Source organism: Acinetobacter sp. 251-1 (genome assembly GCF_030329305.1).
Classification (GTDB): Bacteria; Pseudomonadota; Gammaproteobacteria; order Pseudomonadales; family Moraxellaceae; genus Acinetobacter; species Acinetobacter piscicola_A.
The window spans coordinates 152,557-166,687 of record NZ_JACANS010000005.1 but is presented as its reverse complement, the minus strand read 5'-3'; the positions used below and the strand labels follow the sequence as shown (position 1 = coordinate 166,687).

Genomic DNA, 14,131 nt, shown 5'->3' with positions numbered 1-14,131 from the left:
TTTCTTTGTTACCAGTCTGTCAACCCTCCTTCGTTCTGCCACCATCAATTGACAGTGATTTGGCAGAATGATGTGTGCTGATAAAAACGGAGACTTTAACTTGGTAAACTAAACTTACTCAACAGGAGTTTACCATGAGTAAAAAGCAAAAAATTTATACAACAGAATTTAAAGCTGAAGCAATAAAAGCCATTGAAGAAAATAAAGGTAATGTTTCCGAAACAGCACGACAACTCGGTATTTCCATGCAAACGCTATCGAATTGGCATAAAAAAGCAAAGGCAGGAACATTAGCTGGCACACAACAATATTCGCCTGATCTCGTTGCTCTACTCGAAGAAAATAAGAAGCTGAAACAACAACTTAAAACTTCCGAAATGGAAAGAGAATTTCTAAAAAAAGCAGCGGCGTACTTTGCCAAGGAAAATCAGTGAAGTACGCTTATATGAAAGAGCATAAAAACACATATCCAACAATAATGATGGCTAGGTTGCTAAAAATTTCAATATCAAGGTTTTATGATTGGTTAAAGCGGGGCTTAAGTAAACGAGTTATTCAAAGAAACCAACAGACCATCTTGGTCAAAATTGCCCATCAAGAAACTAAAGAAAGTTATGGACATATTCGCTTAACAAGGTATTTACAGTCACAAGGCATTCAAATTAGCGAGTATGCAGTACGTTGCATTAAACAGCAGAATCATCTGTATTGTAAGCGTCATAAGCGTTTCAAAAGGACAACAAATAGCGATCACAATCGTTCTGTTTACAATAATTTGTTAGAGCAAAACTTTATAGAGACTACCCCAAACATTGCGTGGGTAAGTGACATTACATATATATGGACAGCTGAAGGCTGGCTGTATTTAGCTGTGTTAAAAGACCTTTGCACTAAACAAGTAGTTGGGTATAGCTTGAGTGCAAGGATGACAACACAACTTGTTTGTAATGCACTGAGTATGGCTATTCGCAATCATAAACCACCTCGAAACTTAATTATTCATTCGGACAGAGGCAGTCAATATTGTAGTCATGAATATCGGAATATGCTTGAAAAATATAGTTTTCAAGGTTCGATGAGTAAAAAGGGTGACTGTTTTGATAATGCACCAATTGAAAGTTTCTGGGGAATATTAAAGAACGAACTTGTACATCATCGGAACTATAAAACGAGGGAAGAAGCTAAGGCAGATATTACAAAATACATAGAGCTCTTCTATAATCAGCAGAGAATTCAGAAAGGACTGAATTTTAAGACACCAAATCAAATGGCAGAGGACTTTTACAAGTTAGTTGCCTAGAATCTCCCAAGTGGAAGTGTCCTGTTATTTCAGCACACATCACTAGGTACAGAGTACAAAAACAAGAAAAAGAAAATTACAGAAGAAATGTTTCAAATAGTATTTTTGTGACCAAATTTAGTCACAATTTATAGGGGATTTTACCTATATGAATAAGAGCAAATTGATATTTTATTTATAGTAAATATTTATGCATTTAAGCAAAATTAAATATTTCTACAAGAAAAATTCTTAACTCAACATAGATTCATCCTTATATTTCCATGCCACCTTTCACGACTAAATTAAGTCATGCGCTAGACGATCTTACACAGCGTCAACAAGGACTTGAGCAATAAAAAGGGTGTGGTAAATGATAGGGAAATATCTAATATCTGTGGCGATGACCACATTTCTATACAGTGGAGCAACTTTAGCGATTGCAGCTGAGAATGGTGGAAGTGCTTATCCTGATGGAACAGAAAGCTTTTTTGGGGGGGCAATGCCTCCACCAGGTATGTATCTCGTAAGTTATAACCAATATTACAACGCAGACAAATTTAAAAATGATCATCCTGTTTTTGATGATTTTAAAATCGATACTTTTGCAACGGTGGCACGTGGTGTTTATGTCAGTGACAAAACATTTTTAGGTGCCACGTGGGGGATGCACGCTTTTCTTGTTTATGCCAACGCAGATTTAACCCTAGGGGGTCATCAAGATGACCACATAGCGATGGGCGATGTGATTATCGATCCATTTTTATTGGGTTGGCATAAAGGAGATTGGCATGTTGCTACAGGTGTTGATTTCTATATTCCTGTGGGTTCTTACAACAAGGATCGTCTCGCGAACATTGGACGAAACTACTACACCATTCAACCGATTGTTTCGACAACCTACCTCAACAAGCAAGGTATAGAAGTCAGTACCAAATGGATGTACGACATTAATTTTGAAAATAAAGACACCAACTATACGTCTGGTAATGCCTTGCATGTGGACTACTTAGTTGCAAAACACATGGGGCCTTTGGCTGTAGGTGTTGGTGGTTATGTTCATCGTCAGCTAGAGGGTGACTCAGGAGAAGGTGCAATTTTAGGTGATTTTAAAGCCAAAGCAGCGAGTGTTGGTCCCCAAGTTCGCTATCAGTTCCCACAAGGTTATGCCATCGCAGCGAAATATCAAAAAGAGTTTGACGTTGAAAACCGACCTGAAGGTCAGAAGTTTGCAATAGATATCACCATTCCTTTTTAAATGATTTTGAACACATTGAAATCCAAATATAAGCGCAAGCATACAGAGGTGAATTTATGAAAATAGAACATCAAGAATATGCAACTGGCAGTGTAAGTGCTGTTGATTATTTAGTTGTGAATGAATATTCAGGCGGGATTGTGGGTCCAAGTCAACGCATGCTTGGTCCTTTAAAAAATGGCGGGACTTTAAAAACAGGTACACCGCCAGGCTGTTGGGGTCCAATGATTACACCTGCATTTCAAGGCGGGCATGAAGTCACGCTTCCTGTGGCGATTGAAGGTGCAGAAGTGGGCGATGCCGTTGCCCTAAAAATTAAACAGATGAAAGTCACATCCATTGCAACCTCTTCAGGGGTCATGCAATTTGTGGAAGGGCGTTATAAGGGTGACCCCTTTGTTGCGAAATACTGCGAAGCATGCGGTACAGAACAACCAGCAAGTTATGTAGAAGGCATTGGTGATGATGCTATTCACTGTAAAAATTGTGGTGCGGAAGTCAGCGCATTTCGTTTCTCACATGGTTATGTGATTGTTCTTGATGAAGAAAATAAAGTGAGTTTGACGGTTAATCAAGAGATTGCCAACAAACTTGCAGGCAATGCCAATGAACTTGCAGCACTGCCTGAACATGCAGCACAACATTCTATTTTATCGCTTGCACGTGCAGATATGCCTGGTGTTGCAGCCCATATGCGCCCATTCCTTGGCAATATTGGGACTACGCCATCTCGTGACTTGCCTGACTCTCATAACTGTCATGACTTTGGTCAGTATCTGATTGATGCACCACACAAATTTGGCATGACGGAAGAAGAGCTGATTGCTGCAAAAACCGATGGTCACATGGACACCAATTCGATTCGTCCTGGCTGTATTTTGATTTGTCCTGTCAAAGTCCCGGGTGCAGGTGTGTACATGGGAGATATGCATGCTCAACAAGGCAATGGTGAAATTGCAGGTCATGCAACCGATGTTTCAGGTGAAACCGAGCTGCAAGTTGAAGTGATTAAAGGTTTAAGCATTGATGGTCCGATTCTTTTACAAGCTTGGGATGACTTACCGCCTATGGCACGTCCTTTTAGCAAAGAACAACGTGAAAAAGTCAAAGCGCTTGGTGAACGTTGGGGGCAAACCGAGATTGAAGAAAGTGGCCCAATTACCTTTATGGGTACTGGGAAAAACTTGAACGATGCCACTGAGAATGCCCTAAACCGCGCTGCAAAAACCACAGGTTTAAGTTATGACGAAGTCATGAACCGCTGCACGATCACAGGATCGATCGAAATCAGCCGTTTACCTGGCATGGTGCGCGCAACTTTTCTTTGCCCAATGCCTATTTTAGCCAAACTCGGCATCGCAGATTTAGTCCGCGAACATTATCAACTTTAACGTAATGCATACCTTGGGCTGTGTGCAGGATCGTGATCATTGCAGCAGCTTGAGGAAATAGAACCGTCACATCTATGTGTCTAAAAAACTTGAACAGGAATGTCATATGAACAGTAATGCAAAGCTTCGTTGGGGCGATTTATATCCAGAACTTGGGATTGAGCCTATTCCAACAGAACCGTGTATTTCACCAGAAATATATCAAGAAGAAATTGAAAAAGTTTTTTCGAAAGTGTGGTTAAAAGTGGGTCGTGTGGAAGAAATTCCGAAAAAAGGCGACTACAAAGTCAAGCGTTTAGACTTTGCTAAAACCTCAGTGATTTTAATGCACGGCAAAGATGATGAAATTCGTGGTTTTCACAATATTTGTTCGCACCGCGGTAACAAAGTGGTTGTTGAAACAGACAATGAAACTTTTGGTTCAAATAAAGCCGCAGTCGTAACCTGCCGTTTTCATGGTTGGGTGTACGATGCCAAAGGTGATCTGGTTAATGTGCCTGAAGAAGAGAAATTTACCTCTTGTTTTGACAAAGGTCATAACGGTTTAGCACCTGTGCGTACCCAAGTATGGGAAGGGTTTATTTTCGTTAACCTTGATAACGAAGGCACTCAGTCTGTAGAAGAGTTCTTGGGTGATATGGGCAAACACTTAGGCAGTTATCCATTCCATGAAATGGAAGAATGTTTTGCCTATAATACTTTATTGAACTGTAACTGGAAAGTGGCACACGATGCTTTTGCTGAGGCATATCACGTTGCAACGATTCATGCAGGTTCATTCCCAAATGTCTTTGCTTCTGGTTTGCAAGAAGTTCAGTTGTTTGGCGATCACCGTACATGTGCGGTGTGTTTAACCAAAAATGCCAATCCAAAACCTGCTGCGGCACTTTCGGGTGAAATTTCGGGTGCATCGTTGGTGAATCATTATGAACGTGTGCAATTACCTAAATCTGTCAATCCAAATGACCGTGATGACTTCTCATTTGAACTGTCTGTGATTTTCCCAAATATTTTGGTGCATGTGACTGAAGGCGTGTGGTTTACCCATCAATTTTGGCCTGTGGGTCACAATCAAACGCGTTGGGAAGGGCGTTATTACATTCCTAAAGCGAAAACCTATTCTGAGCGTTGGGCACAAGAATTTGCACAAATCTTACAGCGCAATGCATGGTTAGAAGACACAGCGACGATGGAAGATACGCAAGAAGCGCTTGAGTCTAAAGCCAAAAAAGTCATGCATTTACAAGATGAAGAAATCTTGATTCGTCATGGTTATCACGTTCTTGAACAATATCTGAATCGCGCATAAGGAGCATGCACATGTCAAACATCATTTCACAATTGCCCGCTGACTTTGCCACCCTAGAACCCTTTGTGGCGAAATGGGCATTAGGTACAGGAAAGCAACGTCACGAAGCGCGGTTAGATTCGACTAAAGCTGAGTTACAAACATTCTATGATGCAATTTTACCTGAAATGCGCAAATTGCTTGCAGCGCTTGACCAATATGCATTGGGGACCTTGCCTGAAGAATTGCACAAGTTGTATTGGCTAAGTCTGAGTTTTGCAGAAGTTGCACCACATATTGAGCTGTATAAAGGTTCAGTCGGTGTGCCCTATGCCTTTGCAGAAAAGCGTTTCATTTATGAAACAGGCAACGTAGTCAACGTTTAAAAGGATCTCAAGATGAGCCAACACAATCTAGAACAGCGTTTAAATGCTCTGGAGGCCTGTGAGGCGATTCGTAGCCTGATCGGCCGTTATGCGACAGCGGCCGATCAACGCAACAATCCAGCCATTTTGCAGCATCTTTTTCATGATGATGCGGTGTGGTGTGCCAATGGCTTTGGAGCATATCAAGGGCGGGACAATATTTTAAAAGGATTGTCGAGTATTGCAGAAGCACAAGTGCTGTGGAGTCTGCATATTATGGCAATGCCCGATATTGCAGTACTTGATCAACATCATGCTGAAGCAACTTGGATGCTATGGGAAGTCTGTCACTTGGCGACAACGGGTCAGACAGCCAAAACCAGTTGTTTAGGTGGATTTTATAAAACTGAAATACGGCGTAATGATGAAGGTGAATGGAAGTTTGAACGTGTTGAATTGAATTTAACCTTCAATCAACCCTTTCCAAAAACAGACATATAGACATGGCATCAGTACAGCCAAAAGGGAATTTAAAATGAGAAAAATTGCAATTATTGGTGGTGGACAAGCAGGTTTATTATTGGCGTTTTCGTTACTTGAAAACAAATATGATGTCACTTTATATGTAGATCGTCCTGCGGATGAACTTTTACATGGTCGTATGGTCAGTACCACGATGTTCTTTGCAAACACCTTGGAATTTGAACGCAAACTTGGGTTGAATTTTTGGGATGGTAAAGCACATCACGGTCAAGCGATTCATGTCGATTTTCGTGCTCCAAATGGTGCTATTGCACTGCCATTAACAGGGTTCTTACATGAGAACAAAGGCATAGCCATGGATCAACGGACCAAATATTACCGTTGGTTAGAAGAATATCCACGCCGTGGTGGCAAGTTGGTGCTACAAAATGTCAGTCCTGAAGATTTAGAGCAGATTGCAGCAGACAATGATCTCACGATTTTAGCGGCAGGCAAGGGCAATATCACCAGTTTGTTTAAACGGAATGAGTCACGTTCAGTGCATCAAACACCGCCACGTAAATTGGCTGCGGCTTTGGTGGTGGGTGATGACTTGTGTGGTCCACAGAGTTGGCAAGGTCAACCTGCTCAAACGCTACACTTTAACTTTGTTGCGGGTGCGGGCGAATATTTCAGTATGCCGTTCTATAGCCATACGCATGGTCCATGTCGTAGCTTTTTGTTTGAATGTGTGCCGAATGGTCCAATGGATATTTTTGATGATGTCAGCAATGGCGAAGAAATGCTGCAACGCATGAAAGAAGCTGTTGCAAAAGTAACACCTGATCAAAGTTTCCGTATGGTCGATAACATGGAGCTGAGTGATCCAAATGCGTGGTTAAAAGGCGCATTCCGTCCTGAAGTGCGTGATCCTGTTGCGACCTTAGCAAATGGCGCGAAAATTTGGGGCATTGGTGACACTGTGATCGTCAATGATCCGATTGCAGGACAAGGTGCGAACAATGCAACACGTATGGTTGAGCATTATCTTCAAGCGATTTTAGCGCATGCTGATCAGGCATTTAGTGCAGATTGGATGCAAAACGTGTTTGAACAATTTTGGAATGAATCAGGTCGATATACCACTGATTTTACAAATTTATTGCTCAATCCACCGAGTGAAAGTCTTCTACAAGTGTTAGGTGCGGCAACACAAAATCAAGTGATTGCAGATGATTTTATGGGGCACTTTAACAATCCGCGTGGTTTTTGGCCTGCAGTTGATAGTGAAGCAGGTGCGAAAGAATATCTCTCTCGCAAGGAGTTCCAACATGCAGCTGCTTGAACGATTATGGCAGGACGTTGATTTGGCTGAGGCAAAATCGCTGCGTCAAGCTTTCGGTAGATTTGCCACAGGGGTCGCGATTGTGACCTGTCTAGACCAAAACCAACAGCCTATAGGCTTAACCATTAACTCATTTAGTTCGGTGTCTTTAGATCCAGCTTTGGTGTTATGGAGTTTGGTGAACCATTCACCAAGCCGTGAAGTATTTGAATCGGCTGAATATTTTGCCATAAACATATTAGCGTCACAGCAACAAGAGATTGGTTTGAACTTTGCGAAACCCATTGCGGATAAATTTCAGCATGGCACTTGGAAGCTCCATGACCACAAGGCACCTGTTTTAGAAGATTGTGTGGTGCAATTTATCTGTAAGCGTGAGCAACAAATTGCCGCTGGGGATCATCAAATTTTTATCGGTAAAATTGAACACTGTCGCCACAGTAACCACCGTCCACTGTTGTTTTGCAAGGGTCAGTTCAATGAATGGCCTGAGTATAAGGAGGTTTCATGACAGACTTAAAGCAAAAAGTGGTCTTGGTGACGGGTGGAGCAACACATATTGGGCAAGCCGTTGTACAAGAGCTGAAAAGTTTGGGTGCAGAAGTCATTATTGCTGACATTAACCAAACGCAAGGTCAGCTTGTTGCACAAGCCACTCAAGCGCGCTACGAATATCTTGATCTTGCCAATGATGACAGTATTCGTGCATTGAGCCAAAAGTTGACGCAGTTGGATATAGTAATAAATTTGGCATGTTTATATGAAGATCACGGTTCTCAATCGACCCGTCAAGATTGGCAAAATACCTTTAATGTGACGGTGTTTGGTCATGCTGCTTTGGTTCAGGCGTGTCGTTCTCTGCTGCAAAGCAGTGAGGATGGTGCAGTCATTAACATCAGCAGTGTCAGTGCACGTATTGCGCAAAAAGAGCGTTGGGTCTATCCCGCTTCAAAAGCGACCTTAGAGCAACTGACAAAGAGTATGGCATTAGATTTGGCTCAAGATGGAATTCGAGTACATGCTTTATCTTTAGGATGGACTTGGTCTGTGCCCATGCAAATGATCGCGGGAGGCGATCGTGCCAAAACTGATCGTGTGGCAGGACGTTTTCATGTATTGGGTCGTATTGCAGATGCTGAGGAAGTGGCTCAGGCTTTGAGTTTACTGTGCAGCCCGAAAGCTAAGTTGTTGACGGGCAGTGTGATTCATGCAGATGGCGGCTATCACATTTTAGGTCCTGAAGCGACAGAGTCACCGATTGAGGAGTTAAGCCAATGAATATCAAAATGAGCAATGTGGCAGAAAAATTCTTATGCTTAACTTCTGATGTGGCACAAGGTGAGGGTTTACAGGTCATTATTGAGGGTTATCCGCCCTTGGCGGTTTTCCATTTAGACGATGGTGAGTTTTATGTGACAGATGACACCTGTACCCATGGTGATGCTTCGTTGGCTGATGGTGAGATTGATGGTTGTGAAGTGGAATGTCCTTTCCATGCAGGCGCTTTTGATATTAAAACAGGCGAGCCTTGCGGCGCGCCGTGTACGATTGCACTGAAAACCTATCCATCCATTGTACGTGAAGATCAAGTTTACTTAGTGGAGTAAGGCCAATGTATAACATTCAAATTGATGGTCAAAGTGATTTTCATTGTGCGCCAGATGATGTCTTACTCAGAGCAGGTTTGCGAGAAGGGTTGGGTATTCCGTATGAGTGCAATGCAGGCGGATGTGGGACGTGTAAAATTGAAGTTTTGTCGGGTGAGGTGGAAAACTTGTGGGAAGATGCCCCAGGTTTAAGCGACCGTGACAAACGTAAAGGACGGCTGTTGGCATGCCAATGTCGTCCCAAATCTGACTGTGTCATCAAAGTTCGTTTAGATGAACAGTGCGTGCCGAAAGTGTTGCCAAAGAAGAAAAAGGTGACGTTAAAGCATGTGCAATTTGTCACACATGATATTTTAGAAGTGCATTTACAGTCAGATGAACCTGCACAGTTTATTCCTGGTCAATACGCCTTAATTTGGGTAAATCAAACCTTATTACGTGCTTATTCCATGTCAAATTTGCCCAATGATGAGGGTGTTTGGGTATTTCAAATACGCCGTGTACCTGAGGGTAAAATGACCAATTTGCTGTTTGATGAGCAATCGCGTCAGCAAGCTGAAATTCAGATGGATGGACCTTATGGTTTAGCACATTTACAAGAGCAGCCACGCCCGATTGTTTGTGTAGCAGGCGGTTCAGGGCTTGCGCCTATGCTTGCGATTGCACGAGGTGTGGCTGTAAATCCACATTTACAACATCATAAAGTGTGGTTTTTTCATGGCGGGCGTGAACAACGTGACTTATTTACAGAAAACCAACTTCGTGAATGGACGGAGCTGGGTGATCGGCTGAATTATGTGCCTGCGACATCTTTGGAGCTGATAGACGGTATTCGTTCAGGATTTATCCATGATGTTATCAATGAAGTCTTAGGTGAGCAGCTGATTCAACATGAAATATATTGCGCTGGACCGCCGCCGATGGTGCAATCGATTGAGCAGATGGCGCATCGGGCAGGGATTCCGCAACAACAAATACATTTCGATCGTTTCTTCTAAAAACAATCATGATCCTGCTGAAAATTTTCAATCTAGCGATGGTTAACCCATCGCTGGTATAGATTTTTCCCGACACAACAACACCATATTAATAATTTGCGCTATCGACTCAGTCCCTAATTTTTGACGGATATGCGTGCGATGAATCTCTACCGTTTTATGACTGATATTGAGCATCTGCGCGATGTGTTTACTTGATAATCCATCGACCATCAAATTGATAATTTCGGTTTCACGCGGAGACAATGAGTTCAGTTTGACCATTTGTTGTTGGCGTTTTTCTTCTTTAATGAAGCTTTGTTCTGCAAGTTGCAATGATGCTTGAATTTGATTCAGCATATGTTGTGGGTTAAATGGCTTCTCCAGAAAATCAAAAGCACCTGCTTTCATGGCATTGACAGACATTGGAATATCGCCATGACCCGTCATAAAGATGATGGGCATACGGATTTTCTGCTGATTTAATTGTTGCTGTAGTTGTAAACCGCTCATGCCCCGCATACGAATATCTAGAATCAAACAGGCGGGGGTATGCGGGCGTTGATAATTTAAAAATTCAGTGGCGCTGTTAAAGGTTTTATTTTCCAATTGTACCGATTCGAGTAACCATGTTAATGAATTACAAATATCTTGATCATCATCAATAATATAGACAATGGGCTCTAAAATTTCAGAATTGGCTACATACATTTTGCACGCTCCTTTGCTGCCAAAGAAATATTAAAGATTGCACCGGTATCACCTTCACAGACCCAAAGATAACCTTGGTGACTTTCTATAATGCTGCGCGATAAGGTTAAACCAATGCCCATACTGTCACTTTTACTTGAATAAAAAGATTCAAATAGTTGTTCTGGATTTTGTCCTTGTAAACCAGGACCATTATCTGCAATCGCAATGCGGGCGTATTGATTGTATTGCCATGTGCGAATGTAAACATCGCGCTGACTGACAGGGTTTTTTTGTAAGGCATCGACTGCATTAAAAACGAGATTAATGATGACTTGGCTAAATAGCGTTTCATCAGCCTGAATATAAAGAGGGTGTACATTTAGTTCGTAATGAACTTTACAGTCACCTTGTTCTGCTTTTAACCGAATTAATGGATGTAAATCTTGGATCAGGCTGTTGAGTGAGTGATGTTGGAAATTGGCTTCACCTTTACGTAAAAAGCTCCGCATACTATGAATAATGCGATTTACTCGTTGAGTTTGATCCAAGGCTGAATTTAATGCTGCAATGGTTTCAGGGGTATTCGCTAGACCATTTTGAATACGAATAATACTGCCGCCCACATAGTTGTTGAGCGCGGCAAGGGGTTGGTTTAGCTCATGTGCTAGAGCTGTTGCAAGCTCGCCCATAGTTTTACAGCGTGACATATGTCCCAGTTGTTTTTCTCGGGTACGGGCAATCTGCTCTGCCTGAATACGTTCCGTAATATCACGATAATTGATTAAAATTCCTTGAATATTAGGATGATTTAGTAAATTTTTAAAACTAGCTTCATGGTGATGCCATTCGCCATTGTGGTGCAAAATACGATAATGCAGTACACCATCGTAAATTTGCGTTGGATGTTTAAACAAAGTCTGGCGTATTGCGGTTCTGTCATTTGGGTGAATAACGCTCAACACATTTTTGTTTAAAACAAAGCGATCACGATACCCCAAAATGCGCTGTAAAGAGGCACTTGCATATAATAATTTGCCTTGAGGGTCTAGAATAGCAATACCATCAGCAGAATTTTCTAATAAAATTTTAAAGTATTGGTCTTTAGACTGAAGTGCGTACTGATATTTTTTGATTTCACTAATATTACGAACTAAAGCCAAAAGTTTAGGCTGTTGCTCTATTTCAACTGTCTTTAAACAGACTTCAACTGGTATTTTTTGCTTATCTTTTGACTCAATGAGCCATTCAAAAGTAATAGCCTCATCTGTAGACGCTGCTACTTGTTGAACTTTTTTAAGTGCATGATGTAAATCGAAACCTTGATGAAAAGCACTGATCTTTTCAACGTTCATGTGAGTCAGTTCAGACTTACTATATCCTGTAAGCACAACAGCGGCCTCGTTCACATCCATGAATTGTACACTGCCAATATCATGTACAAAAATGGCATCGCCTGCTTTATCAAAAATGGTTTGATAATAATTTAAACTGGTCATTCTATGTCCTTACCTGAGATGGCTTCCTGCGATCGGGTAGAGGTGATGGATTATCGTGACTGATAAAACATTGTTGTTATATGATATTATATTGCATGAATGAGGTGTATGATGCAATGACATGAAAGGTTAGATTATATACTTTAAACATATGTAATAAAGCATGTGAAATATTGAATAGTGATTGCAAAATTCGAGGTTATTCAGGTTTCTATTACATCTAAATTGTTACTTAAATTTGCGTAGATAAGCGGGATTACTTTAAATGATTGAACTTCTCATTAAATAAGTTTAATCCCTCATAAAATTCGAAGGAGATATTTTTTAATCTATATCACTAATGGGATTAATTTTATGCCATTTATGTTTTATTTTCACAAAATTCAGCCCAATCCCCCATTAAGCCTTTACGTTTTTCAAGATAAGCTCCACGTAAATATGCAGCCTCAACTTCGTCAGGCAGTTTATGTGCAAGGACATGTTCACAGACTTCACGAGGGTAATCAGTTTTGTCTGCTGACCAATCACGGAAAGTAGACCGAAAACCATGTGTTGTAATCACTCGATTTTGTTTAGGATCAATATAGCCTAAGCCATTTTCTTTAAACTTCTGTTCATGCATACGTTTAATTAATGTGGTTAATGACATATCAGACAGCATTTCACCACTACGCGGTGCAGGGAATATAAACTCTTGTGGCTGACTATAAGGTTGAATTGATTTAAGCAAATTAATGGCTTCTTTAGATAGGGGAACTCGATGTTCCTTTTCCGCTTTCATTCGTTCTTTAGGAATAATCCAAACCTTATTCTTGAAATCAATTTCCTGCCATTTAGCTCCAAAAATTTCACCAGAACGACAGGCTGTTAAAATTGCAAATTCTAGAGCTTTAGGTGAAATTCCTATTTTCTGTCTCAGATGTTGAATGAATTCATAAACCTGTTCATAAGGTAACGATGGATGAGGGCGTGATTCCTGCTTTACATTCCCCAAGATTGGCTCAAGATTACCTTTCCATTCAGCAGGATTATCACCAACAAAATATCCCATGGCCTTAGCATAATCAAAAATGGTTTCTATACGACCACGAATACGTTTAGCTGTTTCGTTCTTCTCAGTCCAGATAGGTCTAAGAACTTCAGCAATATCAACTTTAGTAATTGTACCAATACTAATATTACCTAGAGTTGGATAGATATAGGTTTCTAATGTAGATGTCCATTGTCCGATATGTTTTTCATTTTTGAGTTCACGGGTTTTATTAGTAATAACAACTTCTGCGCATTCACGGAATGTTTTATCGCGCATTTTTTGAATATGAAACTTCTCAAGTTGTTCTTGTTTATACGCAATTGGATCAATACCATTTCGTATTTGTAATCTTAATTCAGTGGCTTTAGCACGAGCTTCAGCTAAAGAAACTTCAGGGTAGGGGCCAATCCCAATATCACGGCGATGAGGTCTTAGCTTCCCATCTTTATCTAACCGTTTGCCTACCACAGCACGTAAAATCCAGACACGGGAATTACCTTCGACGTTCAGGCATAAACCATCAACGCCTCCTACAGAGTGTCGACCTGTTGCTTTAATTTTTGCTACACTGAGTGCAGAGAGTTCCTTTGATTTTTTGGCATGTCTTTATTTACCCCACAACTTACCCCTCATAAAATACTGGAATTAATAGGGTTAGACAAGACAGGTTAGGATGGTGAATTATTTAAGTATATGTAAAATATGTGTTTATAATATTTCATTGGACTGGTTGGGATAGTTGTTATACGGACACCGCTTCCGCCAAATATTTAAAGAAGCCCTTGTTTTTACAAGGGCTTTTTTATTGCTTATATATTTACCCCACATTAAGTATTGGATTCATTTAGCTTTGATCAAATTGCTTTGTATTGAATTAGATTTTAGTTACAGATGGCTTTGTTGCATAAACCTACTCTTAAAGGCTTATTCAACATTA

The 14,131-nt window shown here is 40.9% G+C and carries 14 protein-coding genes; 11 read left to right on the top strand and 3 right to left on the bottom strand.

The window, feature by feature from the left end:
* The first annotated feature begins 134 nt into the window (after positions 1 to 134).
* From HX129_RS05540 to HX129_RS05490, 11 genes are all read left to right on the top strand, one after another.
* A protein-coding gene (locus HX129_RS05540) for an IS3 family transposase (protein WP_286434008.1) occupies positions 135 to 1,300 on the top strand; the annotation gives its coding sequence in 2 pieces (ribosomal slippage) (positions 135 to 402 and positions 402 to 1,300; 1,167 coding nt in all).
* Between the two features lie 352 nt (positions 1,301 to 1,652).
* Positions 1,653 to 2,537, top strand: coding sequence for a SphA family protein (locus HX129_RS05535; protein ID WP_174492234.1), 885 nt, complete (start codon positions 1,653 to 1,655; stop codon positions 2,535 to 2,537).
* Positions 2,538 to 2,593: 56 nt separating this feature from the next.
* Positions 2,594 to 3,928: an acetamidase/formamidase family protein gene (locus HX129_RS05530; RefSeq protein ID WP_121974343.1), complete on the top strand. Its 1,335-nt coding sequence runs from the start codon at positions 2,594 to 2,596 to the stop codon at positions 3,926 to 3,928.
* Between the two features lie 106 nt (positions 3,929 to 4,034).
* Complete coding sequence (locus HX129_RS05525) at positions 4,035 to 5,237, top strand: aromatic ring-hydroxylating oxygenase subunit alpha (RefSeq protein ID WP_121974344.1); 1,203 nt, start codon at positions 4,035 to 4,037, stop codon at positions 5,235 to 5,237.
* Between the two features lie 11 nt (positions 5,238 to 5,248).
* The gene (locus HX129_RS05520) at positions 5,249 to 5,602 is read left to right on the top strand and encodes a hypothetical protein (protein ID WP_121974345.1); all 354 of its coding nucleotides are present in this window, start codon (positions 5,249 to 5,251) and stop codon (positions 5,600 to 5,602) included.
* 12 nt (positions 5,603 to 5,614) lie between these two features.
* Positions 5,615 to 6,082 (top strand): nuclear transport factor 2 family protein, encoded by a 468-nt coding sequence (locus HX129_RS05515; RefSeq protein WP_174492235.1) that lies wholly within the window; start codon positions 5,615 to 5,617, stop codon positions 6,080 to 6,082.
* A 34-nt stretch (positions 6,083 to 6,116) separates the two neighbouring features.
* Entirely contained in the window at positions 6,117 to 7,388 is a 1,272-nt protein-coding gene (locus HX129_RS05510; protein WP_286436041.1) for a styrene monooxygenase/indole monooxygenase family protein, read from the top strand.
* Positions 7,375 to 7,899 (top strand): flavin reductase family protein, encoded by a 525-nt coding sequence (locus HX129_RS05505; RefSeq protein WP_286434003.1) that lies wholly within the window; start codon positions 7,375 to 7,377, stop codon positions 7,897 to 7,899. Before HX129_RS05510 ends, HX129_RS05505 begins: the two co-directional genes overlap by 14 nt.
* Complete coding sequence (locus HX129_RS05500) at positions 7,896 to 8,666, top strand: SDR family oxidoreductase (RefSeq protein WP_286434002.1); 771 nt, start codon at positions 7,896 to 7,898, stop codon at positions 8,664 to 8,666. Before HX129_RS05505 ends, HX129_RS05500 begins: the two co-directional genes overlap by 4 nt.
* A complete protein-coding gene (locus tag HX129_RS05495; protein ID WP_121974350.1) occupies positions 8,663 to 8,995 on the top strand; it encodes a non-heme iron oxygenase ferredoxin subunit in 333 nt (110 codons plus the stop codon). The genes HX129_RS05500 and HX129_RS05495 overlap by 4 nt, the downstream gene beginning before the upstream one ends.
* A gap of 5 nt (positions 8,996 to 9,000) precedes the next feature.
* Positions 9,001 to 9,993, top strand: a complete 993-nt coding sequence (locus tag HX129_RS05490; RefSeq protein ID WP_286434000.1) for a 2Fe-2S iron-sulfur cluster-binding protein — start codon at positions 9,001 to 9,003, stop codon at positions 9,991 to 9,993.
* Positions 9,994 to 10,035: 42 nt separating this feature from the next.
* Here the strand turns inward: HX129_RS05490 and HX129_RS05485 are convergent, their stop codons facing one another.
* The 3 genes from HX129_RS05485 to HX129_RS05475 all read right to left on the bottom strand — a co-directional run bounded on the left by HX129_RS05485 (position 10,036) and on the right by HX129_RS05475 (position 13,752).
* On the bottom strand, positions 10,036 to 10,683 hold the full coding sequence (locus tag HX129_RS05485) for a response regulator transcription factor (RefSeq protein ID WP_286433999.1): 648 nt from the start codon (positions 10,681 to 10,683) through the stop codon (positions 10,036 to 10,038).
* Positions 10,674 to 12,161: a PAS domain-containing sensor histidine kinase gene (locus HX129_RS05480; RefSeq protein ID WP_174492241.1), complete on the bottom strand. Its 1,488-nt coding sequence runs from the start codon at positions 12,159 to 12,161 to the stop codon at positions 10,674 to 10,676. Before HX129_RS05480 ends, HX129_RS05485 begins: the two co-directional genes overlap by 10 nt.
* A gap of 361 nt (positions 12,162 to 12,522) precedes the next feature.
* Positions 12,523 to 13,752, bottom strand: coding sequence for a tyrosine-type recombinase/integrase (locus tag HX129_RS05475; RefSeq protein ID WP_174493566.1), 1,230 nt, complete (start codon positions 13,750 to 13,752; stop codon positions 12,523 to 12,525).
* Positions 13,753 to 14,131 lie beyond the last annotated feature (379 nt).

Coding starts and splice junctions, on each gene's coding strand:
- HX129_RS05535 (WP_174492234.1), top strand. CDS start 1,653: ATGATAGGGAAATATCTAATATCTGTGGCGATGACCACATTTCTATAC.
- HX129_RS05530 (WP_121974343.1), top strand. CDS start 2,594: ATGAAAATAGAACATCAAGAATATGCAACTGGCAGTGTAAGTGCTGTT.
- HX129_RS05525 (WP_121974344.1), top strand. CDS start 4,035: ATGAACAGTAATGCAAAGCTTCGTTGGGGCGATTTATATCCAGAACTT.
- HX129_RS05520 (WP_121974345.1), top strand. CDS start 5,249: ATGTCAAACATCATTTCACAATTGCCCGCTGACTTTGCCACCCTAGAA.
- HX129_RS05515 (WP_174492235.1), top strand. CDS start 5,615: ATGAGCCAACACAATCTAGAACAGCGTTTAAATGCTCTGGAGGCCTGT.
- HX129_RS05510 (WP_286436041.1), top strand. CDS start 6,117: ATGAGAAAAATTGCAATTATTGGTGGTGGACAAGCAGGTTTATTATTG.
- HX129_RS05505 (WP_286434003.1), top strand. CDS start 7,375: ATGCAGCTGCTTGAACGATTATGGCAGGACGTTGATTTGGCTGAGGCA.
- HX129_RS05500 (WP_286434002.1), top strand. CDS start 7,896: ATGACAGACTTAAAGCAAAAAGTGGTCTTGGTGACGGGTGGAGCAACA.
- HX129_RS05495 (WP_121974350.1), top strand. CDS start 8,663: ATGAATATCAAAATGAGCAATGTGGCAGAAAAATTCTTATGCTTAACT.
- HX129_RS05490 (WP_286434000.1), top strand. CDS start 9,001: ATGTATAACATTCAAATTGATGGTCAAAGTGATTTTCATTGTGCGCCA.
- HX129_RS05485 (WP_286433999.1), bottom strand. CDS start 10,683: ATGTATGTAGCCAATTCTGAAATTTTAGAGCCCATTGTCTATATTATT.
- HX129_RS05480 (WP_174492241.1), bottom strand. CDS start 12,161: ATGACCAGTTTAAATTATTATCAAACCATTTTTGATAAAGCAGGCGAT.